24 protein-coding genes are annotated in these 25,453 nt (G+C 68.3%); 5 read left to right on the forward strand and 19 right to left on the reverse strand.

Features of this window, described 5'->3' with window-relative positions:
* The first annotated feature begins 10 nt into the window (after window positions 1–10).
* Window positions 11–466 (forward strand): GNAT family N-acetyltransferase, encoded by a 456-nt coding sequence (locus tag J3367_RS19080; protein ID WP_421462169.1) that lies wholly within the window; start codon window positions 11–13, stop codon window positions 464–466.
* Complete coding sequence (locus tag J3367_RS19085; protein WP_187390566.1) at window positions 466–1,296, forward strand: PhzF family phenazine biosynthesis protein; 831 nt, start codon at window positions 466–468, stop codon at window positions 1,294–1,296. Before J3367_RS19080 ends, J3367_RS19085 begins: the two co-directional genes overlap by 1 nt.
* Before the next feature lie 30 nt (window positions 1,297–1,326).
* Here the strand turns inward: J3367_RS19085 and J3367_RS19090 are convergent, their stop codons facing one another.
* The gene (locus J3367_RS19090) at window positions 1,327–1,662 is read right to left on the reverse strand and encodes a helix-turn-helix domain-containing protein (protein WP_024351980.1); all 336 of its coding nucleotides are present in this window, start codon (window positions 1,660–1,662) and stop codon (window positions 1,327–1,329) included.
* Window positions 1,663–1,669: 7 nt separating this feature from the next.
* Window positions 1,670–1,996 (reverse strand): hypothetical protein, encoded by a 327-nt coding sequence (locus tag J3367_RS19095; protein WP_155898559.1) that lies wholly within the window; start codon window positions 1,994–1,996, stop codon window positions 1,670–1,672.
* A gap of 111 nt (window positions 1,997–2,107) precedes the next feature.
* Here J3367_RS19095 and J3367_RS19100 point away from each other — a divergent pair, with 111 nt between their 5' ends.
* Together J3367_RS19100 and J3367_RS19105 are read left to right on the forward strand one after the other, a co-directional pair.
* Complete coding sequence (locus tag J3367_RS19100; RefSeq protein WP_421462244.1) at window positions 2,108–3,298, forward strand: vWA domain-containing protein; 1,191 nt, start codon at window positions 2,108–2,110, stop codon at window positions 3,296–3,298.
* Window positions 3,299–3,414: 116 nt separating this feature from the next.
* Window positions 3,415–4,416, forward strand: a complete 1,002-nt coding sequence (locus tag J3367_RS19105) for a Tim44 domain-containing protein (RefSeq protein WP_421462171.1) — start codon at window positions 3,415–3,417, stop codon at window positions 4,414–4,416.
* A gap of 42 nt (window positions 4,417–4,458) precedes the next feature.
* On the opposite strand, the gene J3367_RS19110 is transcribed toward J3367_RS19105, so the two are convergent.
* The 12 genes from J3367_RS19110 to J3367_RS19165 all read right to left on the reverse strand — a co-directional run bounded on the left by J3367_RS19110 (window position 4,459) and on the right by J3367_RS19165 (window position 18,773).
* Window positions 4,459–4,755: an AzlD family protein gene (locus tag J3367_RS19110; protein WP_421462172.1), complete on the reverse strand. Its 297-nt coding sequence runs from the start codon at window positions 4,753–4,755 to the stop codon at window positions 4,459–4,461.
* Window positions 4,748–5,470: an AzlC family ABC transporter permease gene (locus tag J3367_RS19115; protein ID WP_421462174.1), complete on the reverse strand. Its 723-nt coding sequence runs from the start codon at window positions 5,468–5,470 to the stop codon at window positions 4,748–4,750. Before J3367_RS19115 ends, J3367_RS19110 begins: the two co-directional genes overlap by 8 nt.
* A gap of 116 nt (window positions 5,471–5,586) precedes the next feature.
* A complete protein-coding gene (locus tag J3367_RS19120) occupies window positions 5,587–6,171 on the reverse strand; it encodes a YbjN domain-containing protein (RefSeq protein WP_421462176.1) in 585 nt (194 codons plus the stop codon).
* Window positions 6,172–6,406: 235 nt separating this feature from the next.
* Window positions 6,407–8,518 carry an NAD-dependent DNA ligase LigA gene (ligA, locus tag J3367_RS19125; RefSeq protein ID WP_230784525.1) on the reverse strand — a complete coding sequence of 704 codons (2,112 nt, stop codon included), beginning with the start codon at window positions 8,516–8,518 and terminating at the stop codon, window positions 6,407–6,409.
* A 34-nt stretch (window positions 8,519–8,552) separates the two neighbouring features.
* Window positions 8,553–9,668 (reverse strand): FAD-dependent oxidoreductase, encoded by a 1,116-nt coding sequence (locus tag J3367_RS19130; RefSeq protein ID WP_421462178.1) that lies wholly within the window; start codon window positions 9,666–9,668, stop codon window positions 8,553–8,555.
* Complete coding sequence (gene recN / locus J3367_RS19135) at window positions 9,665–11,350, reverse strand: DNA repair protein RecN (protein WP_421462180.1); 1,686 nt, start codon at window positions 11,348–11,350, stop codon at window positions 9,665–9,667. The genes J3367_RS19130 and recN overlap by 4 nt, the downstream gene beginning before the upstream one ends.
* A 243-nt stretch (window positions 11,351–11,593) precedes the next feature.
* Window positions 11,594–12,475 carry an outer membrane protein assembly factor BamD gene (locus J3367_RS19140; protein WP_024351990.1) on the reverse strand — a complete coding sequence of 294 codons (882 nt, stop codon included), beginning with the start codon at window positions 12,473–12,475 and terminating at the stop codon, window positions 11,594–11,596.
* Window positions 12,476–12,652: 177 nt separating this feature from the next.
* On the reverse strand, window positions 12,653–13,591 hold the full coding sequence (gene lpxC / locus J3367_RS19145; RefSeq protein ID WP_188076297.1) for a UDP-3-O-acyl-N-acetylglucosamine deacetylase: 939 nt from the start codon (window positions 13,589–13,591) through the stop codon (window positions 12,653–12,655).
* 320 nt (window positions 13,592–13,911) lie between these two features.
* Window positions 13,912–15,477 carry a cell division protein FtsZ gene (ftsZ, locus tag J3367_RS19150; RefSeq protein ID WP_421462182.1) on the reverse strand — a complete coding sequence of 522 codons (1,566 nt, stop codon included), beginning with the start codon at window positions 15,475–15,477 and terminating at the stop codon, window positions 13,912–13,914.
* A 127-nt stretch (window positions 15,478–15,604) separates the two neighbouring features.
* Window positions 15,605–16,930: a cell division protein FtsA gene (gene ftsA / locus J3367_RS19155; RefSeq protein ID WP_421462184.1), complete on the reverse strand. Its 1,326-nt coding sequence runs from the start codon at window positions 16,928–16,930 to the stop codon at window positions 15,605–15,607.
* Complete coding sequence (locus J3367_RS19160; RefSeq protein ID WP_421462186.1) at window positions 16,927–17,862, reverse strand: cell division protein FtsQ/DivIB; 936 nt, start codon at window positions 17,860–17,862, stop codon at window positions 16,927–16,929. The genes ftsA and J3367_RS19160 overlap by 4 nt, the downstream gene beginning before the upstream one ends.
* Window positions 17,850–18,773 (reverse strand): D-alanine--D-alanine ligase, encoded by a 924-nt coding sequence (locus J3367_RS19165; RefSeq protein WP_024351995.1) that lies wholly within the window; start codon window positions 18,771–18,773, stop codon window positions 17,850–17,852. Before J3367_RS19165 ends, J3367_RS19160 begins: the two co-directional genes overlap by 13 nt.
* A 223-nt stretch (window positions 18,774–18,996) precedes the next feature.
* On the opposite strand from J3367_RS19165, the gene J3367_RS19170 reads away from it, so the two are divergent.
* Window positions 18,997–19,194 carry a hypothetical protein gene (locus J3367_RS19170; protein ID WP_277024007.1) on the forward strand — a complete coding sequence of 66 codons (198 nt, stop codon included), beginning with the start codon at window positions 18,997–18,999 and terminating at the stop codon, window positions 19,192–19,194.
* Window positions 19,195–19,258: 64 nt separating this feature from the next.
* Here J3367_RS19170 and murB read toward each other — a convergent pair whose 3' ends face one another.
* The 5 genes from murB to murD all read right to left on the reverse strand — a co-directional run bounded on the left by murB (window position 19,259) and on the right by murD (window position 25,453).
* Window positions 19,259–20,215, reverse strand: a complete 957-nt coding sequence (gene murB, locus J3367_RS19175; RefSeq protein ID WP_228239839.1) for a UDP-N-acetylmuramate dehydrogenase — start codon at window positions 20,213–20,215, stop codon at window positions 19,259–19,261.
* Window positions 20,215–21,642 (reverse strand): UDP-N-acetylmuramate--L-alanine ligase, encoded by a 1,428-nt coding sequence (murC, locus tag J3367_RS19180; protein WP_228239838.1) that lies wholly within the window; start codon window positions 21,640–21,642, stop codon window positions 20,215–20,217. Before murC ends, murB begins: the two co-directional genes overlap by 1 nt.
* 28 nt (window positions 21,643–21,670) lie before the next feature.
* Window positions 21,671–22,777: an undecaprenyldiphospho-muramoylpentapeptide beta-N-acetylglucosaminyltransferase gene (gene murG, locus J3367_RS19185; RefSeq protein WP_187390672.1), complete on the reverse strand. Its 1,107-nt coding sequence runs from the start codon at window positions 22,775–22,777 to the stop codon at window positions 21,671–21,673.
* Window positions 22,778–22,880: 103 nt separating this feature from the next.
* Entirely contained in the window at window positions 22,881–24,038 is a 1,158-nt protein-coding gene (gene ftsW / locus J3367_RS19190; protein ID WP_024352000.1) for a putative lipid II flippase FtsW, read from the reverse strand.
* 2 nt (window positions 24,039–24,040) lie between these two features.
* Entirely contained in the window at window positions 24,041–25,453 is a 1,413-nt protein-coding gene (murD, locus tag J3367_RS19195) for a UDP-N-acetylmuramoyl-L-alanine--D-glutamate ligase (RefSeq protein WP_421462187.1), read from the reverse strand.

A 25,453-nucleotide genomic window follows, 5' to 3' on the forward strand; every position in this document is an offset into this window, starting at 1 on the left:
AGGAGCCAGCATGAACGACGCGGTGCGGATTCGCCCGATCGGGCCGGGCGACGAGGCCGAATGGCGCCGGCTGTGGACCGACTATCTGACCTTCTACGAGGCGAGCGTGTCGGAGGAGGTCTATGCCACGACCTTCGCGCGGCTTTCGTCCGGCGACGACAACGAGTTCCGCGGCCTGATCGCGGAAGCAGGCGGCAAGCCCGTCGGCCTCGTGCATTTCCTGTTCCACCGCCATTGCTGGCGGGTCGAGGATGTCTGCTATCTGCAGGACCTCTATGCCGACCCGGAGGTGCGCGGCACCGGTGTCGGGCGCAGGCTGATCGAGGCGGTCTATGCGGCGGCAGACGCGGCGGGCTCACCGACCGTCTACTGGATGACGCAGGACTTCAACACCACTGCGCGCAAGCTCTACGACCGCATTGCGGCGGTGACGCCCTTCATCAAGTACCAGCGAAAGCTCCCGTAATGACCACCCTGCCGATCTACCAGGTCGATGCCTTCACCGACCGGCTGTTCGCCGGCAATCCGGCGGCCGTCGTGCCGCTCGAAGCCTGGCTGCCGGACGCCGACATGCTGGCGATCGCGGCCGAGAACAATCTGGCCGAGACGGCCTTCTTCCTGCCGGCCGGCCCGGCGCGCTGGGAATTGCGCTGGTTCACCCCGGCGATCGAGGTGCCGCTCTGCGGCCACGCGACTTTGGCCACCGCCTTTGTCCTCACCGAATGCCTCGGCGAGAGCGCGGCGACGCTGACCTTCGTGACGCGGGAGTCCGGCGAGCTCACCGTCACCCGCGGCGAGGACGGCTGGTTCGTCATGCGCTTCCCGCGCCGGCACGAGGCCGGCACCGTGGATGCCGCCGAGATCGAGCAGCTGGCCGAGGCTCTGGGCGCGCAGCCCAAGGCCGTGATCTCCTATGCGGTGCCGAACGACACGTCCTGGCTGGCGGTGATGGACAGCGCCGCCGAGGTGGAGGCGCTCGCTCCCGACATCCGGGCAATCGCCGCTTTGCCGCCACGCAACGTCATCGCCACGGCACAGGGCGCGCCGGGCTCCGGCCTCGACTTCGTTTCGCGCATGTTCGCGCCCAAGGCCGGCATCGACGAGGACCCGGTCACCGGTTCGGCCCATTGCTCGCTGGTGCCCTATTGGGCCGGCGAGCTTGGCGGAAGCGCGTTCACCGCGCGGCAGGTGTCGGAGCGCGGCGGCGATCTGCGCTGCCGGCTGGAGGGCGAAACCGTCGTCGTGGCCGGCCAGGCGGTGCTCTATCTGACCGGCGAGATCGCCGTTCCCGGCTGATTGGGCATCAAGCGGTCAGGCCGAAGCGCCCTATTCCGCCGCCTCGACGGTCTGGGCGGCGTCGATGGCTTCCATCACCAGTTCCGGCCGCCGGGCCAGCACGTTGAGCAGCACCCGGGCCGGGCCAGTCGGATAGCGCCGCCCCTGCTCCCAATTGCGCAACGTCGCGATCGGCACGCCGATCTTCAGCGCGAAATCCGCCTGGGTCAGCTTCAGCTTGCGCCGCAGCCGGGCAACGTCCGGCACCTCGATCTTGTAGCGATGGACGGTGACCTGCGAATCGTCGCCTTGAAACCATTTCAGCGCCTGCTCCAGCGATTCGAGCATATGGGCGTCGGCTTCTTCCTGAGTCTTTCTTGCCTTCATCACGCGCTCACAATCCGAATAGTCGCTTGATTGCATTGATCCGGTCTATCACTGCGAACACCTGCTCCAGAGGCTGCCGCTGCCGAACCGACTGGGGCCGCAGCTCGAGAAGCACCAGCTTTGAAAAATCGCCGCTGATCGCATAGATCAGATCGAACTCGCCGAAACTCCACTGCCAAAGCGCCGCGTTTTCCACATGGGGGCGCCCGATCGCCGGGTCGTTCCCCAGAATATCCAGCGCGCGTTCCTTAGCCGCGCCGCCGAACTGGTAAAGCGCGCAGTCGAGTTCGAAACGCCGCGTCTCGGCGATCTGGATTTCCAGGCTCGAAGCCAATTGCCCCTCATATATACGCCGCTGGCGTAGCGCGATCAACTGCGGCAATGATAGGTTGCGGTTGGCGTCCAGACAATGACTTCCCGCCCCCGCTGCCCTATTCTCGCAGCCATGTTCCTGACCTTCTTCCTCAAGCTCAAGGCCGCCGGCGTGCCGGTCACGCTGCGCGAGCATCTCGCCCTGCTCGACGCCATGCGGGCCGATCTCGTCACCTACGATGTCGAGGGCTTCTACTATCTGGCCCGTGCGACGCTGGTGAAGGACGAGCGCTTCATCGACCGCTTCGACCGGGTCTTCGGCGACGTCTTCAAAGGCGTCGAGGCGGTGTCCGGCGAGGCCGGCGACGGCGTCGGCGCGCGCGAACTGCCGGAGGAATGGCTGCGGCGGCTGGCCGAGAAGCACCTCACCGACGAGGAGAAGAAGCTGGTCGAATCCCTTGGCGGCTTTGACAAACTCATGGAGACGCTCAAACAACGGCTGGAGGAGCAGAAGGAGCGCCACCAGGGCGGCTCGAAATGGATCGGCACCGGCGGCACCTCCCCCTTCGGCGCCTATGGCTACAATCCGGAAGGCGTGCGCATCGGCCAGAAGGAAAGCCGCCACCGGCGGGCCGTGAAGGTCTGGGACCGGCGCGAGTTCCGCGATCTCGACGACAGCATCGAGCTGGGCACCCGCAACATCAAGGTGGCGCTGAAGCGGCTGCGCCGCTGGGTGCGCGACGGCGCCGAGCAGGAATTCGACCTCACCGGCACGATCCGCGCCACGGCCGAGCACGGCTATCTCGACGTCAAGACCCGGCCCGAGCGGCGTAACGCGGTCAAGGTGCTGCTCTTCCTCGATATCGGCGGCTCGATGGACGATCATGTGCGCGAGGTCGAGGAGCTGTTCTCCGCCGCCCGGTCGGAGCTCAAGCACCTCGAATTCTTCTATTTCCACAACTGCCCCTATGAGCGGCTGTGGCAGAGCAATCACCGCCGCCATGCCGAGACGATCCCGACCATGGACGTCCTCAACCGCTTCGGGCCGGACTACCGCGCCGTCTTCGTGGGCGACGCCTCGATGAGCCCCTACGAGATCGGCATGCCCGGCGGCTCGGTGGAACACTGGAACGCCGAGCCCGGCGCCGTCTGGCTCGACCGCTTCACCCGGCAATGGCCGAAATCGGTCTGGCTCAACCCGGTCCCGCGCCAGCACTGGGACTGGACCCAGTCCATCGCCATGATCCGCGAGGCCATGGAGGACCGCATGTTCCCGATGACCCTGAAGGGCATCGAGGCGGCCACGAAGACGCTGTCGCGCTGAATCCGTGGCGGAATGCCCGGTTTGCGGCCGTTCTGCATGCATAATTTTCAGGCAGCCATAGCGCTGCGATCCGGCATTCCCCATATTGGGCGGGACGCAACCAGACGGGAACCGACATGGCCAACCGCCTTCGCCTCGGCTCGCTTTTCGCGAGCCTTCTCTTTGTCTTCTCCTTCGTCGCGGTCGACTATGCCGACGCGCGGCGTGGCGGCAGCTTCGGCAGCCGGGGCTTTCGCACCTATCAGAGCGCACCGGCGACCAGGACGGCCCCGAGCGCCGCGCCCGTGCAGCGTTCGATGACGCCCGGCCAGGCGACGCAGCCCGGCGGCAGCGCGGCGCAGAGCGCCGCCGGCGCCCGGCGTCCGGGCCTCTTCGGCGGCATCGGCGGCGGCCTTCTCGGCGGCCTGATGCTGGGCGGCCTGTTCGGCATGCTGATGGGCACCGGCTTCGGCGGCATGGGCGGCTTCCTCGCCCTTCTGGTCCAGGGCCTGCTCATCGGTCTTGGCGCGATGCTGCTGATCCGCTTCTTCCGCAGCCGCAATCCGAGCCCGGTCCGTGCCAACGGTTCCAGCCCCACCGAGCGCCGCGCCTATGAGGAACCGGTGCAGCCGGCCGGCAATGGCAGCTTCCGCATTCCCTCGATCGGCTCGGGCGCAGGTCTCGGCGGCGGCGCCGCGGCGGGCGCGGCGACTGCGGCGGCCGAACCGTCCGACGAGATCGGCATCACCGACGCCGACCTCGACACCTTCGAGCAGAAGCTGCACGAGGTTCAGGCGGCGTTCTCGCGCGAGGATTACGCTGCGCTGCGGACGATCACCACGCCGGAGATCATGTCCTATCTCGCCGAGGAACTGTCGGAGAACGCCACGTCCGGCCGCAAGAACGACGTTCTCGACATCAAGCTCGAGCAGGGCGACATCGCCGAGGCATGGCGCGAGGGCCACACCGAGTATGCCAGCCTCGCCATGCGCTATTCGTCGATCGACGTGATGCGCGACCGGACCACCGGCGAGGTCGTCGAGGGCGATCCCGACACCCCGACCGAGACGACGGAATTGTGGACCTTCGTGCGCGACAAGGGCGGCGAGTGGAAACTCTCCGCCATCCAGGAAACCTGATCTCTCACGGGCCGGCTCTGCCGGCCCGTTTTCTTGTGAGGCTCAGAAACCGGCGGCGCGGGCGAAGGCGACCATCGCCGTGCCGATCGCCACGGTGACGATCAGCGGCAGCCGCAGCGCCAGGACGATGCAGACCAGGATGGCGATGCGCTCGGGCCAGCCACCGGAGACCAGCGCCGGAGTGACGATGGTCGTCAGCACTGCCGCCGGCACGGCATTCAGCGCCGCATCGAGACGCGGCGGAATGCTGCCGATGCGGGCGAGCAGCAGATGCCCGCCGGCGCGCGTCAGATAGGTCAGGCCGCCGGCCAGCAGGATGATCCACCAGATCTCATCCATGACGGTCATCCCCTTGCGCGGGTGCGGCCGCCGGCTTCGGCGGCATGAGGGCGGCGACCGCGATACCGGCCAGGCCACCCAGTGTCACATGCCAGGGCGGCCCGAGGGTCAGATAGACCACGATGGACGCCGCCGCGCTGGTCAGGGCCACCGGATAGAAGCCGCTGCGGGCGCGAAACGTCATCAGCAGCGTCAGGAAATAGACTGGCAGGATGAAATCCAGCCCGTAACGCGCCGGATCGTCGATCAGTGACCCGAACACCGCACCGAGCGCCGACGAGGCGAGCCAGCCGACATAGAGCACGCAGCCATAGGCGAAGTAGAAGGTCTTGGTCAGCGGCTGGACGCTCGCCCGCGCCTCGGCCGCGCCGAACACCGGATCGACCAGGAAGAAGAAGGCCATCGCCTTCTGCAGGCCGGAGAAGCGATGCAGGTGCCGCCCGACCGAGGCCGAATAGAGCACGTGCCGGAAGTTCAGCGCCACCACGGCCAAAAGCACCGACCAGACCGGCGCGCCCAGCCCGATGAGCTGCAGCGCCGCGAGCTGCGAGGCCCCGGCATAGACCGTCGCCGAAAAGCCCATGGTCTGGGCAAAGCTCAGCCCTTCCGCCGTCGCGATCGTGCCGTAGACCATGCCGAAGGGCACGACGGCGAGAAGCACGGGCAGAAGCTCGCGCAACGCCGCGCGGATCTCCGATCGGGTGGTCTCGGTCACTGGACACTCGGGGTTTGTGGATGGGCGCGCGCCGATTACTCAGCCCGGCTTATGCTTCTTCGATGCGCCGCACACAAGCCGTGCCCGGATGAACGGCGCGTTGCGCCGCCCTCGGCTCAGAGCGACGGGTCGAGAATCTGCGCCTCGAACTCGGCCAGCGCGATGGTCCAGCGGTCGAAGGCGTCGTTCAGCTGCGTACGGGTGACCCCGCCGCGCAGCGACAGGTTCAGCTCGACCACCGGGTACTGGTCCTCGGTCTGATACGCCTTGTGAAACGGATGCGTGCGGTTCCAGGCGTTCAGCGCGTCGAGCGCCACGTCGGGCCGGTCCCATATGGCGTAGAAATTGGCGACCTCGCAGTCCGTCCCGTCGGTGCAGTCGAGGAAGAACAGCTGGTAGGCGACGCCGTTGATGATGCCGGTGATCACCGGATCGCCCGTCTCGGTCGTCACGAGCTCGGCCTCGCCATAGCCTTGCGCCATGTCGAGGACGGTGTCGGTGTCGTCGGCGCGCAGGATGTCGGCGGTCATTTCGGCCGCCTCGGTGCCCGATTTCGCCGCCAGCGACCGCGACAGCAGGCCCGGCTCCTCGTCGACGGCCGGCGGCGTCGAAACGGCGGTGGCCGAGACGGCTCCCGCGGAGATGGTGATCAGGGCGACGGCAAGACCGGTGCGCAAGAGGCGCGGCGGGCAGAGGAGCATAAGGATTCCTTGTTCGGACGCCGCCAATCTCTGCCTTGTATCAAGGACCTGCAAGCCGCGATCGGCTCCGCCCTGCGGTTCTGGCGGCGACCGTGGCGGGGATACATCGTGCCCGCCCGGCGGCCCCGACGTCAGGTGCTCCGCGCAGAAGCAGACGGTGACGGTCCGCCGACGCCGGCCCGGCCATCACGCCGGCGCCCGAGCCCGAACCGGAGATTGTCGCGGCGAATCGCCGTCAGGCGTCGCGGCCGATCCGCACGAACCAGGCATCCTCGTCGATCACCTCGACGCCGAGCTCGGCGGCCTTCTTCAGCTTCGAGCCGGCGCCCGGCCCGGCAACGACGATATCTGTCTTCTTCGACACCGAGCCGGCGACCTTCGCCCCCAGCCCCTCGGCCATCGCCTTGGCCTCGTCCCGCGTCATCTTCTCCAGCGAACCGGTGAAGACGATGGTCTGGCCCGAGACGGGGGACGTTGCCGCCGGCTGTTCGGCCGGCTGCACGTCGAGCTCGGCGACGAGGTCCTCGACCAGCTTCAGATTGTGGTCCTCGGAGAAGAACCGCGCCGTCGCGGTGATAACGGCGCCGCCGATGTCGTCGAGCGCGTCCATCTCGCCGCTCGCTTCCTCGTCGCCGGCCGCCACCTTCAGGGCGGCCTCGTGGAAGGCCTCGAAGGTGCCGTAGGCCCGCGCCAGCGTCTTTGCCGTCGTCTCGCCGACATGGCGAATGCCGAGGGAGAAGATCAGCCGGTCGAGCGGGATGGTCCGCCGCGCTTCGATCGCCGCGAAGAGGTTCTTCGCCGAGACCTCGCCGAACCCCTCCTTGTCCTTCAGCTTCTTCAGCCCCTCCTGATTGCGGCCGTGCATGCGGAAGATGTCGGCCGGCGTGCGGACCTGGAAATCGGGATCGTCGTAGAACAGGTCGATCTGCTTGTCGCCGAGCCCCTCGATATCGAAGGCCTTGCGCGAGACGAAGAGCTTCAGATGCTCGCGGCGCTGGAAGGGGCAGGCGAACTCGCCGGTGCAGCGGCGCACGACGCTCTGGGCGCCCGAGGCGGTTTCCTCGCGCACCACGTCGGTCTTCAGCTCGCAGGGACAGGTCGTGGGAAAGGCGAAGGGCTCGGCATCCTGCGGGCGCTTGTCCGCGACGATGCCGAGCACCTGCGGGATGACGTCGCCGGCCCGCTGGATCTGCACCGTGTCGCCGACGCGCACATCCAGCCGCTCGATCTCCTCGGCATTGTGCAGCGTCGCGTTGGCGACCATGACGCCGCCGACATTGACCGGGTCGAGCTTGGCCACCGGGGTCAGGGCACCCGTGCGGCCGACCTGGATCTCGATTGCCCGCAGCACCGTCGTCGCCTGCTCGGCCGGGAACTTGTGGGCGATCGCCCAGCGCGGCGAGCGCGAGACGAAGCCAAGGCGCTTCTGCAGCGCCAGGTCGTCGACCTTGTAGACGACGCCGTCGATGTCGTAGCCGAGCCCGGCCCGGTTCTCCTCGATCGCGTGGTAGTGCGCGATCAGCCCCTCGATGGTCTCGAAGCGCTTCATCCGCGCGTTCACCGGAAAGCCGAAGTCTTCGATCGCCGCGACGACCTCGGTCTGGGTCTCGCCCGGCACCTCGCTCGCCTCGCCCCAGGCATAGGCGAAGAACTGCAGCTTGCGGGCGCGGGTGATCCCAGCATCGAGCTGGCGCAGCGAGCCGGCGGCAGCATTGCGCGGATTGGCGTAGACCGGCTTGCCCTCCTCGGCCTGGCGGGCATTGAGGTCGGTGAAGGCGGCGTGGCTCATATAGACCTCGCCGCGTACCTCGAAGACCTCCGGCGCCCTGCCCTTCAGCCGGTTCGGGATGTCGTCGATGGTCCGGGCGTTGCGGGTCACATCCTCGCCGGTGGCGCCGTCGCCGCGGGTGGCGGCCGAGACCAGTTCGCCCTTCTCGTAGCGCAGCGACAGCGACAGGCCGTCGATCTTCGGCTCGGCGGTAATGGCCAGTGGCGCGTCGTCGTCGAGCTTCAGGAAGCGGCGCACGCGTTTGGCGAAGTCGGCGACGTCCTCGTCGGAAAACGCATTGTCGAGCGACAGCATCGGCACGGCATGGCGGATCTTTCCGAATTTCTCCGAGACCTCGGTCCCCACCCGCGCGGACGGGGAATCCTCGCGGATCAGCTCGGGAAAGCGCGCCTCGATGGCGGCGTTGCGCCGGCGCAGCGCGTCGTATTCGGCGTCGGTGACGGTCGGCGCGTCCTCGCGGTAATACGCCCGGTCATGTTCGGCGATCTCGCCGGCCAGCCGTTCCAGTTCGGCCGCCGCCTCGTCCCTGTCCAGCGTCTCGACCGCCTTGTCGCTCATCGCCCGTCCGAATCCCTGCTGTTTGTCCGGCCCGTCATAGCCATTCGGGCTGCGGCAGGTCGAGGCCGAGAATGCGGTCCGCGATCCGCCCGCGCAGCCATGGGGTCCACGCCGCCAGCGGCATCAGATAGCGCATCGCCAGGAGCGCGGCCGGCGGCGGCGCCGCGATGAAGTCGGTGCCCCTGCGAGTCGCATCCATGACGGAGCGCACGGAGGGCAGCCGGCGCATCTCGTATTCGGTTTCGCGCGCCTCGCTGGCCAAGAAGGCCAGGGTCGCCGCGTCCCAGATGCCGAGATTCATGCCGCGCCCGCCGACCGGCGAATGGACATGGGCGGCATCGCCGGCGAGGAACACCCGGCCCTTGGCCATGCGCTCGGCATGGCGGAAGCTGACACGGAAGCGCGAGGCCCAGGTCACGGATTCGATGCCGGGCACATTGCCGATCAGCGCTTCGGTCGACGGCGCGATGCCGACATAGCGGCCGCGCCGGGCGCCCAGCGGCAGCATGGCGACGGCGCCGCCGGGATCGGCCGATCCGCTGCGCAGGTCGATGCGCCCGACAGCGGGATCGACCGGCTTGTCGAAGACCACGTCGGCCAGCGCGAACTCCGCCGGATAGCCCGCGCCGCTCCACGGAATGCCGACATCCTCGCGCACCGCCGAATGGGCGCCGTCGGCGCCGACGACGATGTCCGCCGGGACAATCTCACCGGTAGAGAGGGTGACACGCGGCGCGTGGGTGTCGGCGACCGTGTGGAAGGCGACGCCCCATTCAACATCGACGTCATGGGCGGCCAGCCATGCGATCATCAGCCGCTCGGTGCGCCCCTGCGGCAGGGTCAGGATGAAGGGATGCGCCGTATGCGCCGGCGCCGTGGTCATCTCGAACAGCCGCTTGCCATTGTCGGCGACGGCCATGCGCGAGATCCGGTTGCCCTCGGCCAAGAGGCGTTCGGTGATGCCCGAGGCCGCGAGGATGTCGAGCGTGCGCGGCAAGACGCCGAGCGCCCGCGACTGGTCCTCCGGCGTCGGCCCCTCGCCGGCATCGACAATGCGCGGGGAAAAGCCCCGGCGGCGAAACTCGACCGCGGCGGCCAGTCCGACCGGCCCGGCGCCTGCGATCAGGACGCGGCGGGCCGTCACGCTCACGCCCCCGCGCCGATGAGCCGGGCGGCGGCGGCGCGGGCCTCGTCGGTCACGGTCTCGCCGGCCAGCATGCGGGCGATCTCCTCGCGCCTTCCGTCCTCGCCGATCGGCGCGACGCGGGTGGCCACGCGGTCCTCGCCGGAGGCGGCGCTGCCCTTGGAAATCAGGAGATGGGTCGTGGCGCGCGCGGCAACCTGCGGGGCATGGGTGACGGCGAGCACCTGCACGTTGCGCCCCAGCCGGCCGAGACGGCGGCCGATGGCGTCGGCCACGGCGCCGCCAACGCCGGTGTCGATCTCGTCGAAGACCAGTGTCGGCGCCGAGCCGCGATCGGCCAGCGCCACCTTGAGCGCCAGGAGGAAGCGCGACAGCTCGCCGCCCGAGGCGACCTTCATCATCGAGCCGGCGCGAGTGCCGGGGTTGGTCTGGACGTAGAATTCGATCTGGTCGATGCCGGCGGCGGACGGGCTTTCGGGGTCGCTCGTCTGTTCGACGAGGAAGGTCGCGCGGTCGAGCTTCAGATCCGGCAGTTCGGCCATCACCGCGCCTTCCAGGAGCCGCGCGGTGGTACGGCGCTTCTCCGACAGTTCGGCGGCGGCGCGGTCGAAACGCTGACGCTTTTCGGCCAGTTCGGCCTCCAGCTTGCCCATCCGCTCCTCGCCGGCATCGAGATCCGCCAGGTCGCCGATCATCCGGGCGGTCAGTTCCGGCAGATCGTCGACCGGCACCGAATATTTGCGGCCAGCCGCGCGCAGCGCGAACAGCCGTTCCTCGGTCTCTTCCAAAGCCCGCGGATCGAACTCCAGCGAGCGCAGCGCCGTCTGCAGCGCCATCTGCGCGTCGGACAGCGCGTCGAGCGCCGTGTCCAGCCGGTCGATCGGCTCGTCCAGAAGGCCGGGCAGCTCGTCGCGCTTGCGGTCGAGCCGCTTCAGGAGGCCGGCGAGCTGCGGGATCGGCGAGGACGAACCGGACAGCTCCTCATGGGCGTCGTTGACGTCGGTGGCGATCTTCTCGGACCGCATCATCACCTGCCGGCGCTCGGCCAGTTCCTCCTCCTCGCCGGCGATCGGTGCCAGGTCGGAGAGTTCGTCGACCGAAGAGCGCAGATAGTCCGCCTCGCGGGCCGCCGCCTCGACGCGGGCGCGATGGGTGCGCAGCTCGTGCTCGGTGGCGCGCCAGTCGGCATGGGCGCGGGCGACGAAGGCCGCCTCCTGCTGCAGCCCGCCATACTGGTCGAGCAGCGTGCGGTGGGCCTGCGGGTCGATCAGCGCGCGGTCGTCGTGCTGGCCGTGGATCTCGACCAGCGCCTGGCCGACGCTGCGCATCAGGGAGACGCTGGCGGGACGATCGTTGATGAAGCCGCGGGTGCGGCCGTCGGCGGTCTGGATGCGGCGCAGGATCAGGTCGCCTTCGCTGAGATCCTGCTCGTCGAAACCGTTGTCGAGGAGGATCGCCCGCACGCCGGCGCCGGACGGCAGGTCGAAGGCCGCCGTCACCTCGCCCTGCTTGGCGCCATGGCGCACCAGGCCGCCATCGCCGCGCCCGCCGAGGGCGAGCGACAGCGAGTCGAGCAGGATCGACTTGCCCGCGCCGGTCTCGCCCGTGAGCACGGAGAGACCCTCGTCGAGGGCAACGTCGAGCCGTTCGATGAGAACGATGTCGCGGATCGAAAGATGAACGAGCATGACCGGGATCGTCGGTACTGAACCGCCACCGAAATGGCAATGGCTCGTCAAGATAGTGCGGATCGGAGCCAAGCGCACCGGCAATCGGCGAAAACCGCCGGAGCCGTCACCGCGTCCGTGCGCGCGGCCTGCCGCGCCTACCCGGCGGCCTGATGACGCAGGCCCCGCAGCCCGACGTGACGCATGCCCGCCTCAAGCGTCGTCAGGAATGCGGACCGGGGACGGACCCCGGCCCGGTCTGTCTCAGGCGCCGGTGATCTTGCGCGCCGCCACGCCGAACCACGACGTCGCACTGCCTTCACGCGGCGACAGGCCGTTGGTCTGCAGGAGCTGGTAGGAATCGCGGTACCACTGCGAATCCGGGAAGTTCTGGCCGAGCACCGATGCCGCCGCCTGCGCCTCGCGGGTCAGCCCCATGGCGTAATAGGCTTCGGTCAGGCGGGCCAGCGCCTCTTCCACGTGCCGGCTGTCGGAATAGACGTCGACGACGTTCTTGAAGCGGTTGATCGCCGCGACGTATTCGCGCCGCTCCAGGTAGTACCGGCCGACCTGCATCTCCTTGCCGGCGAGCTGGTCGCGGGCAATGCGCAGCTTGGCGCGCGCGTCATCGGCATATTCGGAATCGGGGTATTTCTCGAACACCTCGCGCATGGCCGCAGCCGCGCGGGCCGCTTCCTTCTGGTCGCGGGTGACGTCCGGGATCTGGCGGTAATAGGCCAGGCCCATGATGTACTGGGCGTAGGCCGCCTCCTCGCTGCCGGGATACAGCGACAGGTAACGCTTGGAGGAGTTGATCGCCGTGTCGTAGTCGCCGCTGCGATAGCTGGCGAAGGCGCTCATCACCAGCGCCTTGCGGGCCCATTCCGAATAGGGATGCTGGCGGTCGATGGCCTCGAACTTCTTGGACGCCTCGCTGAGACGGCCGCCTTCTAGATTGGCGAGCCCCTGATTGTACAGGACGTCCGGCGGATCGGTCTGGGCGGCGAGCGCAAGCGCCTCGACGTCGCTGGTGTCCGAACTCATGCAGCCCGACAGGCCGGCGGATGCGAGACCCAGCGCCAGAGCGCCGGTGAGTTTCGCCACCCGCAGTCGGCGCAAGGCCGGATGGTCGTGCGGATTGCTCATTCGTGCTGATCCCCCTGCTTTCAAAAGCCCGGCTGTCTTACGCCGCGCCTTCGTCGTCAGCAACGCTCAAGCCGGTTCAACCCGTCTTTTTTGTGACGCAGCGTCCCGATCAAGCGCACGTCATCGTGTGCGACACCGGTTTTGTCGACCGGACGCGGCGGTTGCGCAATGTCGATGTCAGAGAGTCTGCGGACCGTAGGCGGGCGCCGCGACGGCGACCAGCGGCGCATGACGGACCGGATCGACCCGGCGCGACGGTGCCTCGACGATCTCGTAGGCCCGGCGGTCGGCAAGAAGCGCCTGCAGCGCGAGACCGTTGAGCTTGTGGCCGCCGCGATAGGAGCGGTAGCAGCCGAGCACGCGGGCACCGGCCAGCGCTTGGTCACCCACCGCGTCCAGCGCCTTGTGGCGGACGAATTCGTCGTCGTAGCGCAGGCCGTCCGGATTGATCACCCGGCCGTCGTCGCCGATGACCACGGAATTGTCGAGCGAGGAGCCCAGCGCAGAGCCGGCGGCCCACAGGCGCTCGACATCCTTCATGAAGCCGAAGGTGCGGGCGCGGGACAGATCGCGGGCGAAGCGCTCGGCGGTGAGATCCGCCTTGTAGACCTGCCGGCCGATGGCCGGGGTGGCGAAGTCGATCTCGATCTCGAAGCGGGTGCCGTTGTGCGGCAGATATTCGGCGCGGGCGCCGTTCATCTCGACCGAGACGGGCTTCAGGACGCGCACATAGCGGGCCCGGGCCGACTGGCCGACGACGTCGGCCTCGCGGATGCCCTTGATGAAGGCGGCGGCACAGCCGTCCATGATCGGCGTCTCATGCGCATCGAGCTGCACGACGACATTGTCGACGCCCATGGCGTAGAGCGCGGCCATCAGATGTTCGATCGTCGCGACATGGGCGCCGCGCGGATCGCCAACGACGGTCGCCAGATCCATCGGCGCGGCATTGCCGGTCACGGCCTTGATCTCGTGCAGGTAGCCCTGCTTGTCGCACAGGTGGAAGACGATGCCGGTGTTGACCTCGGCCGGAAGCAGGGTGAGCTGGACCGGGAGACCGCTATGGACGCCAATGCCCTCGAAATAGACCCTGGATCCAATTGTCTGCTGGAACATTCGCACTATCGGCAACCTTTCCCGCCAGCATCGGCGCGGTGCTCCGCGTCTCAGATACCGGCATCCCCGCTCGGGAGCTTCGTCGTCAGTGCTGGCCCGCCCCCTCTCCCCCTTCGGAGGAATCGGGCCATCCCGCACTCTGCAATTCGTGACAAATTCCCTAGAACGAACAGGCCCTTCGACAAAATCACGGTTCGTTACCCGTTGTTACCGCCGGAACGGGGCCGAAAACACGAATGCCAGTGATTTCATACGCTTGTCGTGAAAAAGGCCCGCCGAACGTGCCGGCGGGCCTTGTGTCAAACCTGCAACGTTGACGGTCAGTTCGCCTGACGACGCAGGAAGGCAGGGATTTCGAGCTGGTCTTCCTCGCTGACGGCGCGCGGCTGCGGGGCCGGACGGGCCGCCGATTCCGCGGCCTGACGGCGCGGGGCGTAGGGGTTCGGCTCGACCACGGCACGACGCGGCTGCTCGGCCGGCGCATGACGTGCCTCGTGCGGTGCGGCTTCGTCCTCCTCGCGGCGCGACAGGCCAGTCGTCAGGCGACGCAGCAGGCCCATCGGGCCCCGCTCGTCATGGGCGTCGGCCGCCGCACGGCTCTCGATCTCGGCCCGCACGTTCGGCGGGAAGTCCTCGACCTGGGGCATGCGCGGCGCCGCTGCACGCGGAGCCGGCTCGGCGGCCGGGCTGACCTGGGCGATCTCGGCCTCGAGGGCGGCGGTGAAGTCGTCCTCCATCTCGGCCTGGGGCGCCGGGGCTTCGGCATGGACCGAAGCTTCCTGGACGGGTGCTGCGGCCGGGGCCGGCTGCTGGGCCGCCGGACGCACGGCCGCGGCCTGCGTTTCGGGCAGCGCACGCGGTGCCGGGGCCGCCGTCGGACGGATCTGGTAGGCGGCGGTGTGCTCGGCCGCTTCCATCTCGGCCTTGTCGATGCCGGTGGCCACGACCGACACGCGGATGACGCCTTCCAGGTTCTCATCAAAGGTCGCGCCGAGAATGATGTTGGCGTCGTGGTCGACTTCCTCGCGGATGCGGGTCGCCGCCTCGTCCACCTCAAACAGGGTCAGGTCACGCCCGCCAGTGATCGAGATCAAAAGGCCGCGGGCGCCCTTCATCGAGGTCTCGTCGAGCAGCGGGTTGGCGATCGCGGCCTCGGCGGCGGCCATGGCGCGGCCCTCGCCCGACGCTTCGCCGGTGCCCATCATCGCCTTGCCCATCTCGCGCATCACCGAACGCACGTCGGCGAAGTCGAGGTTGATCAGCCCTTCCTTGACCATCAGGTCAGTGATGCAGGCAACGCCCGAATACAGAACCTGGTCGGCCATGCCGAAGGCGTCGGCGAAGGTGGTCTTGTCGTTGGCGATCCGGAACAGATTCTGGTTCGGAATGACGATCAGCGTGTCGACGTTCTTCTGCAGTTCCTCGATGCCCTGGTCGGCAATGCGCAGACGGCGCTGGCCCTCGAAGTGGAACGGCTTGGTGACCACGCCGACCGTGAGGATGCCCTTTTCGCGCGCCGCACGGGCAACGACGGGAGCCGCACCGGTGCCGGTGCCGCCGCCCATGCCGGCGGTGACGAAGCACATGTGCGAGCCCAAGAGGTGATCGCAGATCTCGTCGATGGATTCCTCGGCGGCGGCGCTGCCGACTTCCGGCTGCGAGCCGGCGCCCAGACCCTCGGTGACGGCGACGCCCATCTGGATGATGCGTTCGGCGCGCGAGGAGCGCAGGGCCTGCGCGTCGGTGTTCGCGATGACGAACTCGACGCCTTCCAGCCCGGCATTGATCATGTTGTTGACCGCGTTGCAGCCACCGCCGCCGACGCCGAAGACGGTGATGCGGGGCTTCAGCTCGGTGATGTCGGGCTTCTTCAGGGTAACGCTCATGGTTCGATCCTCTTTCACGCAGTTCTGGCCGGTTCGCCGCGCGGCCGTTCGTTGGTGACTCTTCAGCGGCGCGCGGCGCGCACCGATCTCGTTGTTCGCCCGGCCGTCCGCGCGGCCGGGGGCGTTGTCAAAGGCTGCGTCTCAGCCAGGATCCGATCCGGCCGGCGCGGGTGTTCTCGTTGAAGGCGACCGTCGCGATCGACGGCGCCGAGACGTTCTCGCGGTGGGCGACCTGCGGGTAGATCAGCAGGCCGACGGCCGTCGCGAAGGCCGGGCCCTTGCTCGACGGATTCAGTCCCGACACGCCCATCGGCCGGCCGAGCCGGACATTGCGCTGCAGGATGGCGCGGGCCGTGTCGCCGAGACCGGCCAGCTGGCTGGCTCCGCCGGTCAGGACGATGCGCTTGCCAATGACGTGGCCGAGACCGGACGAAGCCAGCCGGTCACGGACCAGTTCCAGCGTCTCCTCGACGCGCGGCCGGATGATCCGCGCGACCAGCGAGCGGGCCACGGTGACCGGCGCGTCGTGACCGTCCTCGCCGAGGGCGGCGACCTGCACGGTCTCGCCATCCTGCATCAGCTCGGTCAGCGTGCAGCCATGCATGACCTTCAGCCGTTCGGCGTCGGCCAACGGGATGGACAGGCCGCGGGCCAGATCCATGGTGATGTGCCGGCCGCCCATGGCGACTTGGTCGGCATAAACGAAGCGACCGTTCTGGAAGATCGCGATGGTGGTCGCACCGCCGCCCATGTCGATGCAGGCCGAGCCCATGGCGGCCTCGTCCTCGACGAGGGTCGACAGCGCGCTGGCATAAGGCGTGGCGACAAAGGCCTCGACCATCAGCTGGGCGCGGTTGACCACCGCCTCGAGATTGCGCAGCGGCGTTTCCTCGGCCGACAGCACATGCATCGAGGCGCCGAGCCGCGAGCCGGTCATGCCGACTGGATTGTCGAGGCCGCCTTCGCCGTCCAGCGCCAAATCATAGGCCATGGAATGCAGCGCCACGCGGCGCTCGTCGAGCGGCACGCGGGCGGCCATGCCGAGGACGCGCTCGACGTCCATTTTGTCGATCTCGCCGGACGTCGCGATCTCGGCCGAGCCGCTGTGGCTCTTCAGCCGCCCGGCGGTGACCGAGACGATCAGGGATTCGATGGTCAGGCCGGCCATCCGCTCGGCGGCATCGACGCACAAGCGGATCGACTGCTCGGCCGCGTCGAGGTCGACGACCACGCCGGACTTGATGCCGTGCGAACGCTGGTGACCGACGCCGATGACCTCGATCGTGTGGGTGCGGCCGGGCAACATCTCACTGGCCAGGCGCGGCTTCAGGCGCGCGATCAGGCAGGAGATCTTTTCCGAGCCAACGTCGAGCACCGAGATGATCCGGGCGCGGCGCTTCGGCAATGCCTTGATGCGGGGCAATTCGTCCCCACCGCGATTGAACAGACTCATACCGGCTTGTCCTTCCGGCTACGCTTGATGAGCTTCTCGCGCTCTTCGAGGGCCGCGTTCCGGCGCACCAGGGCGTCGGGGGTGAGCTTGACGACCATGCGATCGGACAGCCGCACGTCGACGGAGACGATGTCCCGCGACAGAAGTCCGTTCTCCCGATCCATTCTCGCTACCTCGGCCAATGCTTCTACCGGCTGGTCTTCGGGCAACAGGACGGACAGGCCGTTCTCCAGTCGCAGATCCCACCGGCGGTCTCCGACGCGAACATACGCCTTGACCCTTGCGCGAAGCTCGGGAAGCACTTCCATTTCATCGATCAAGGCGGCGGCATGGGTTGCCGCGCCGGCGCCGACGACGATGGGCAGCGCGGCGAAACGGCCGGGCACGAAGGGGACGATTTCCTGTCCCTCGCGATTGACCACGACGAATTCCCGGCCCTTCTGCCAGACCGCATAGGGGCGGTGCTCGGAGATGCCGATCTTGACGCGGCCGGGGAAGATCTTGGCGACCGAGGCGCGGTCGATCCAGGGCATCGCCTCCAGCGTCTCGCGGGCCGCGGATGGGTCGAGCGAGATCAGGCTCTGGGAGCCGGTCTGCCACAGCGCCTGCAGAACGTCGATTTCCGAGGTCTCGGCATTGCCGACGACGTCGATGTCCTCGATCGCGAAGCCCAGCGGCTGGGCGACGGAATCGACCACGGTCACCGTGTGGCCGCCTTGGGCGACGCCGTAGACGACCGATGCGCCGACGACGACGGCCGCCAGGCTGCCGAAGCGTGGCAGCGGCAGCTGCGCCACCTCGCCGGCCAGCGCAGAGATCCGGCGACCGAAGCGCGCGGTGCGCAGCATCAGCCGGCCGACGGCACCCGGCCGGGGGTCGTCGTGGTGATCATGATAGGCCCCGTAGGGGCGCTGGGCGGTCATCGGCGACATGAGGCATCCTCCACCATCCAGCTGAGAAGTTCGGGGAAGCTGTGACCGGACGCGGCGGCGATGTCGGGTACCAGCGAGGTCTCGGTCATGCCGGGCTGGGTGTTGACCTCCAGCCAGACCACCTCGCCGCCTGGACCGAAGCGGTCGTCATAGCGAAAGTCCGAGCGCGACACGCCGCGGCAGCCGAGCGCCGCATGGGCGGCCAGCGACCAGCCCTGGATCTTGCGCGCGACATCCTTGGGCAGGTCGGCCGGGACGATATGGCTCGAACCACCGGGCACATATTTGGAATCGTAGTCGTAGAAGGCGTGGCCCTCGGTGACGATCTCGCAGACCTCCAGCGCCACGTCGCCCATCACCGCGCAGGTGAGCTCGCGACCGGCGATGAAGCGCTCGATCATCACGATGTCGCCATAGGGCCAGTCGTCGCCATAAAGCTGCTGCGGCGGATGCGGCTGGTCCTCGCGGACGATTAGCACGCCGAAGCTCGAGCCCTCGGCCACCGGCTTGATGACGTAGGGCGTCGGCAGGACATGGCTTTCGGCCGCATCGAGGCGGTGGCGGAGCTTGGCTTCGGCCACCGGCACCCCGGCCGCCTTGGCGACGATCTTGGCCCGTTCCTTGTGCATGGCCAGCGCCGAGGCCAGCACGCCGGAATGGGTGTAGGGAATTTCCAGATATTCGAGAATGCCCTGGATGGTGCCGTCCTCGCCGAAGGGCCCATGCAGCGCATTGAAGGCGACGTCCGGGCGCAGGTGGGCCAGGGTCTCCGCAACGTTCCGGTCGACATCCACTGTCGTGACGGTGTAGCCGGCGGTCTCGAGCGCAGCCGCGCAGGCCTTGCCGGAGGCAAGGCTCACAGGCCGCTCCGACGAAAACCCTCCCATCAAGACTGCTACATGCTTGCCCATAGAACCCGATCCATCCTCAAAACGAGGGTATCGGCCATTCATCGCAGCCAGATGGTTAAGCGCGGGTTAAGGCACTCGCGCTAAATCAAGAAAATCGTAACGTTGCCACAATGGGGGTGGCAGATATCGGGTCTGGGGTTCTTTTCAATTTGCGTTCGCAGACAGCCGGTCCGTTAACGAATTGTCGATCATCTCCATGGTCGTGACCGTCAGGAGACATGCGATGTCGAACGATCTGCATGATGCCGTCGAGGAAGTCGTGATCCGCGCCAAGCAGGAGCGGACGGTGCTGACGCTGGCCGATGCCGCAAGGCAGATCGCCATCGCCAGAGGCGCCACCGACCGTCGCGGGGACAGCGATCTGATGCTGGCCCTGATGAAGGAATCGGCCCGCCGGGGCGTGGCCATGCGCTTCAACTGAGGCGCTGCGAAAGATCAAGCGCGCGGTGAACGCCCGCGCGGCGCGTTAAGATGGCGCGCCGACCTCAGTTGCCGAGAAATGGCTCCACCGCGGCGCCGTCGCGGAACCGGCCGAGCCGTTTGATCTCCCATTCGAGCCGGATACCTGATGTTTCCAGCACCCGGGCGCGCACCGTCTCCCCGAGGCACTCCAGGTCGTAGGCGGTTGCCGACGCGTCGTTGATCATGAAATTGCAGTGCAACTCGGACATGTGCGCACCGCCGACGCGAAGCCCGCGGCAGCCGGCCTTGTCGACTTCCTTCCAGGCCGAACTGCCGGCCGGGTTCTTGAAGGTCGAGCCGCCGGTCTTCTCGCGGATCGGCTGCACCGTCTCGCGGTGATGCTGGACCTCGTCCATCTTCGCGCGGATCTCGGCCTCCCCGGCCGGATAGCCCTCGAAGACCGCCGAGGTGAAGATCAACTCGCGCGACGCCGCCGAATGGCGATAGGCGTAGCCCATCTCTTCATTGGTCAGGACATGCACGGCGCCCCTGCGATCCAGCGCCCGCACCTCGACGACCCGTTCGCAGGTCTCGACGCCGTTGGCCCCGGCATTCATGCGCAGGGCGCCGCCGATGGCGCCGGGAATGCCGTGGTAGAAATGAAAGCCGCCAAGCCCCGCCTCGAGCGCCGCCGCGGCCAGCCGCTTGTCGGGCAGCGCGGTGCCGGCGCGCAGGGTGCGCTCGCCGATGTGCTCGACCTGGCCGAAGCCCTTGGCGGACAGCCGGATCACCACGCCCGGCACGCCGCCGTCGCGCACCAGGAGGTTCGAGCCGATCCCGACGACCAGCACCGGGATCTCCTCGGGCAGCGCCGCCAGGAAGGTCGCCAGATCCGCCTCGTCGGCCGGCTGGAACAACAATTCGGCCGGACCGCCGGCGCGGAACCAGGTGATCTTGTCCATGCCGGCATCCGGCGTCAGCCGTCCCCTGACACCCTCCAGCCTCTCGCCGAGAGAGGCCAGCAGATTCGTACCCGCCATCAGGCCGAGGCCCGGCCGTTGCCGGCGGTCAGCGCTTCCAGATCCTTCGGCAGCGCATAGGCCCATTGCGAGATCGAGCCGGCGCCGAGGCAGACCACCATGTCGCCGGGCTCGGCCAGATTATGGATCAGCGGGGCGAGTTCTTCCGGCCCGTCGATGAGGCGCGCGTCGCGATGGCCGCCGAGCTTCAGCCGTTCGACCAGGATCTCGGAGCTGACGAAGTCGATCGGCTCCTCGCCGGCCGCATAGACCGGCGCGATGATCACCGTGTCGGCGTCGTTGAAGCAGGCGGCGAAGTCGGCGAACAACGCCTGCAGACGGCTGTAGCGGTGCGGCTGGACCACCGCGATGACCCGGCCGCTGGCCGACGAGCGCGCCGCCGACAGCGCGGCCCGGATCTCCACCGGATGGTGGCCGTAGTCGTCGTAGATCGCGACCTCGCCGACGACGCCGGTCAGGGTGAAGCGCCGCTTGACGCCGCCGAAGCCAGCGAGGCCCTTGCGAATGGAGTCGCCCGAGATGTTCAGGCGGTGCGCCACGGCAATCGCGGCGGTCGCGTTGGAGACGTTGTGGCGGCCCGGCATCGGCAGGACGAGGCCGTCGATGCGCTCGGTCGTGCCCTTCACCCGGTCGCGGATCGAGATGTCGAAATGCGACTTGCCGGCGGTAAAGCTGACATTCTCGAAGCGCACGTCGGCCTGCAGGTTCTCGCCATAGGTGATGATGCGGCGATCCTCGATGCGCGAGACCAGCGCCTGCACTTCCGGATGGTCGAGGCACATCACGCCGAAGCCGTAGAAGGGCACGTTCTCGACGAAGGCGCAGAACGCCTCGCGCACCTTGTCGAAGGTGCCGTAATGGTCGAGATGCTCGGGATCGATATTGGTCACGACGGCGATATCGGCAGGCAACTTCAGGAATGTGCCGTCGGATTCGTCGGCCTCGACCACCATCCACTCGCCCTCGCCCATGCGGGCGTTGGTGCCATAGGCGTTGATGATGCCGCCATTGACCACGGTCGGGTCGAGATCGCCGGCATCCAGGAGGGTCGCGACCATCGAGGTGGTCGTCGTCTTGCCATGGGTGCCGCCGATGGCGATGGCATGGCGGAAGCGCATCAGTTCGGCCAGCATCTCGGCGCGGCGCACGATCGGCAGCAGTCGCTCGCGGGCGGCGGCGAGCTCCGGATTGCTGCGCTTGATCGCCGTGGAGACGACCACGACTTCGGCCTGGCCGAGATTCTCGGCGGAATGGCCGACGAAGATCTTCACGCCCAGTTCGCGCAGGCGCTGGACATTGGCGTTCTCGCCCTGGTCGGAGCCCTGGACGTTATAGCCGAGATTGACCAGCACCTCGGCGATGCCGCTCATCCCGATGCCGCCGATCCCGATGAAATGGACCGGTCCGATGTTCGGCGGCATCTTCATGACCGCATCCCCCTGATTTCATGTGTGTTCAGCTTGGTTTCACGGCCTGCGGCATAGACTCAACGAGGTCGGCAAGCAACTCCGCCGCGTCCGGTATCCCCGCCGCACGCGCCGCCGCGGCCATCGCCGCGGCCTTTGCCGGTTCGTCGGCGATGCCGGCGATCAGCCCGGCGAGGCGTTCTGGCGTCAGCTGCGCCTGCGGCTCGACCAGCGCCCCGCCCTCGGCCTCCAGCCGCGCCGCATTGGCGGCCTGGTCGTGGTCGAGCGCATAGGGATAGGGCACGAGGATTGCCGGCCGGCCGACCACCGCGATCTCCGACACCGTCGAGGCGCCGGAGCGGCTGATCACCAGATGCGCCGCGCCGATCCGCTCGGCCATGTCGGAGAAGAACGGCGCGACCGTCGCGGGAATGCCCTCGGCTTCGTAGAAGCGGCGCACGGTCTCCTCGTCCTCGGCCCGCGCCTGCTGGGTGACGACCAGCCGCCGGCGCAGCGCCTCGGGCAGATGCGCGATCGCCTCGGGCATGACCTGCGAGAAGAACTGGGCGCCTTGGCTGCCGCCGAAGACGACGAGGTTGAACGGCGCGTCGGCCGCGGCCGGCCTGTAGGCCTGGCGCGCCGCGAGGATCACCGCCGGGCGCACCGGATTGCCGGTGACGGTGATCTTGCTGACGATGGCCGGATCGGCCTTGCCCTGCGGGATGCCGGCGGCGATGCGGTCGACCCGCGGCGCCAGGAACTTGTTCGCCCGGCCCATCACGGCGTTCTGCTCGTGGATCATGGTGGGGCGTCCGGCGCGCTGCGCCGCCATCAGCGGCGGCACGGTCGGATAGCCACCGAAGCCGACGACCACCGCCGGGCGGATTTCGCGGATCAGCGCGCCGGCCTCGCGGAAGCCACGCCACAGGGTCCACAGCGCCGAGAACACCTTGACCGGGTTCTTCGAGGCGAAGGTCGCCGAGCGGACGCGGTGGATTTCCTTGACCGGAAACCGGTCGGCGAAGCGGCCGGCGCGGTCGTCGGTGACGAGATGGACGTCGTGGCCGCGCGCGACGAGTTCGTGCGCCAGCGCCTCGGCCGGAAACAGATGGCCGCCCGTGCCGCCGGCGGAAAGCAGGATCGTGGTCATGGTCAGGCGATATCCATGCGGGCCGCCGGACGCAAGCGTGCGCCGCGACGGGCTGTCATGCTCCGACGGCCTCTCAGGGCACGGCGGCGTTTGTATGGCCGAAGCTGTGTCAGGCGGGGCTGTGCATCTGCCAGGTCCGCTCCAGAAGCCGGTCGGTATGCGAGCGGTTCTCGGGGCGCCGGCGGGTCAGCGCCAGGATGAAGCCGGCGGAGACCGCCACGGCCAGCATCGACGAGCCACCGTAGGAGATGAAGGGCAGCGTCATGCCCTTGGCCGGCATCAGCTGCAGGTTCACCGCCATGTTGATGATCGACTGCAGGCCGAACAGCAGGACGAGCCCGGCGATCGCCAGCCGGTTGAAGACGTCGCGCTGGACCAGCGCCACCTGCAGGCCGCGGATCACGATGAAGGCGAAGATCGCCGCCAGCAGCGCGCAGGTGACGATGCCGAATTCCTCGGCCAGCACGGAGAAGGCAAAGTCGGTGTGGCTGTCGGGCAGCATCCGCTTGACGGTGCCCTCGCCCGGTCCCTGCCCAAGCCAGCCGCCGCGCATGATCGCCTCGCGGGCGGTGTCGGTCTGGAAGGTGTCGCCCTCGCCGGTGAGGAAGCGATCGATGCGGCTCGCGACATGCGGGAAGGCGAGATAGGCCAGGAGCGCGCCGCCGGCGCCGATGCCGCCGAGAACGGCGATCCACAGCCAGGACAGGCCGGCCATGAAGAACAGCCCGCCCCAGGCGCCGGCGACCAGGATGGTCTGGCCGAGATCGGGCTGGGCGACGAGCAGCGCCACCGCCACCAGCAGCAGGATCAGCGCGAAGAGATTGCCGGGGATCTCGGCGCGGCGCTGGTTCTCGGCGAACAGCCAGGCGCAGATCACCACGAAGGCCGGCTTCATGAATTCCGACGGCTGCAGGTTGAGCGGGCCGAGGTCGATCCAGCGGCGGGCGCCCTTGATCTCGGTGCCGAAGAACAGCGCCATCACCATCAGCGCCATGGAGACGGCGAGCATGATAAGCGCGGTGCGGCGCACGCCCCGCGGGCTGAGTAGCGAACAGGCGAACATCACCAGCGCCGAGGGGATCAGGAAGACCGCGTGCCGCTTGACGAAGTGGAAGGGCTCGAGCCCGATGCGCTCGGCGACGGGCGGGCTGGCCGCGAAGGACAGGACCAGGCCGCCGACCAGCAGCGTCAGGAACGCCGCCAGGAACCAGCGATCGACGCCCCACCACCAGTCACTGATCACACCACGCTTGATCCGGCTCGTCATCGTCATCCCTTCCGGATCATCGCCATGTCCGGCAGCTTGCGTACCGCGTCGCGGAAGGCGTCGCCCCGAACCTCGAAATTGCGGAACTGGTCGAAGCTGGCACAGGCCGGCGACAGGAGGACGACCGCCTCCGCCCCCTCGCCCTGCGCTGCCGCGTCCGCCGCAGCATCGGCCGCCGCGCGTTCCACCGCGACCTCCAGCGTACCGGAAATTTCGTAAGGAATTCGTTTACCAAGCGTGGCGGCAAAGGACGGCGCCGCCTCGCCGATCAGATAGGCCTTGGCGATCCGCGGGAAGAACGGCGACAGCGAACCGATGCCGCCCTCTTTGGGCAGGCCGCCGGCGATCCAGTGGATTCGCGGAAAGGCCGCCAGAGCCGGCGCCGCGGCCTCGGCATTGGTCGCCTTGGAATCGTTGACGAACAGCACGGGGCCGGCCCGGCCGACCTCTTCCATGCGGTGCGCCAGCCCGGGGAAGCTCTCGAGGCCTGCGGCGATCTCCTCATCGGACAGGCCCAGCGCGGTGAAGACGGCGACCGCCGCAGCGGCGTTCTGGCCGTTGTGGCGACCGCGCAACGACCCGATTTCGGACAGGTCGAAGCTCGCCTCGGGGCGGCCCTCCATGCGCCGGTGCAGCACCCGGCCGTCGAAGCCGACCCCGGCATCGAGCCCGTCGGTCTGCGAGATCCGCACGACGGTGTGGCCTTCCGATTCCAGTTCATCGGCGATCTGGCGGCAATGGGGGTCGTCGACGCCGACAATGGCAAGCTGCGAGCCCGCCACCAGCCGTGCCTTGACCGCCGCGTAGCTGCTCATCGAGCCGTGGCGGTCGAGATGGTCCGGGGTCAGGTTGAGCAGCAGCCCGATCGACGGCTCGATCGTCGGCGCGAGGTCGATCTGATAGGACGAGCACTCAACGACGTAGTGGCGCTCGGGCGCCGGCGGCGCGAGGGTCATAACCGCGACGCCGATATTGCCGCCGAGCTGCACGTCGCGCCCGGCATGAGCGAGGCAATGGGCGATCAGCGCCGTCGTCGTCGACTTGCCGTTAGTGCCGGTGATGGCGACGAAGGGCGCCGTCGGCGCCAGCGACCGGCGCTCGCGGCAGAACAGCTCGATGTCGCCGATCACCTCGACGTCGGCCGCATAGGCCAGAGCGACAGTCCAGTGCGGCCGCGGATGGGTCAGCGGCACGCCCGGCGACAGCACCAGCGCGGCAAAGTGCGACCAATCCACCGAGGCCAGATCGACGGTCGGGATGCCCTCGGCGATCGCCGCCTCGACGCTGGCCGGGTTGTCGTCCCATGCCGCAACCTCGGCGCCGCCCTCCTGCAAGGCGCGTGCGGTCGCCCGGCCCGAGCCCCCCAGCCCGAACAGCGCCACCGACTTGCCAGAGAATGCGCGCGCCGCGATCAT

The sequence above is a fragment of the Aurantimonas sp. NFXS3 genome (assembly GCF_049132005.1).
GTDB classification, from domain to species: Bacteria; Pseudomonadota; Alphaproteobacteria; order Rhizobiales; family Rhizobiaceae; genus Aurantimonas; species Aurantimonas coralicida.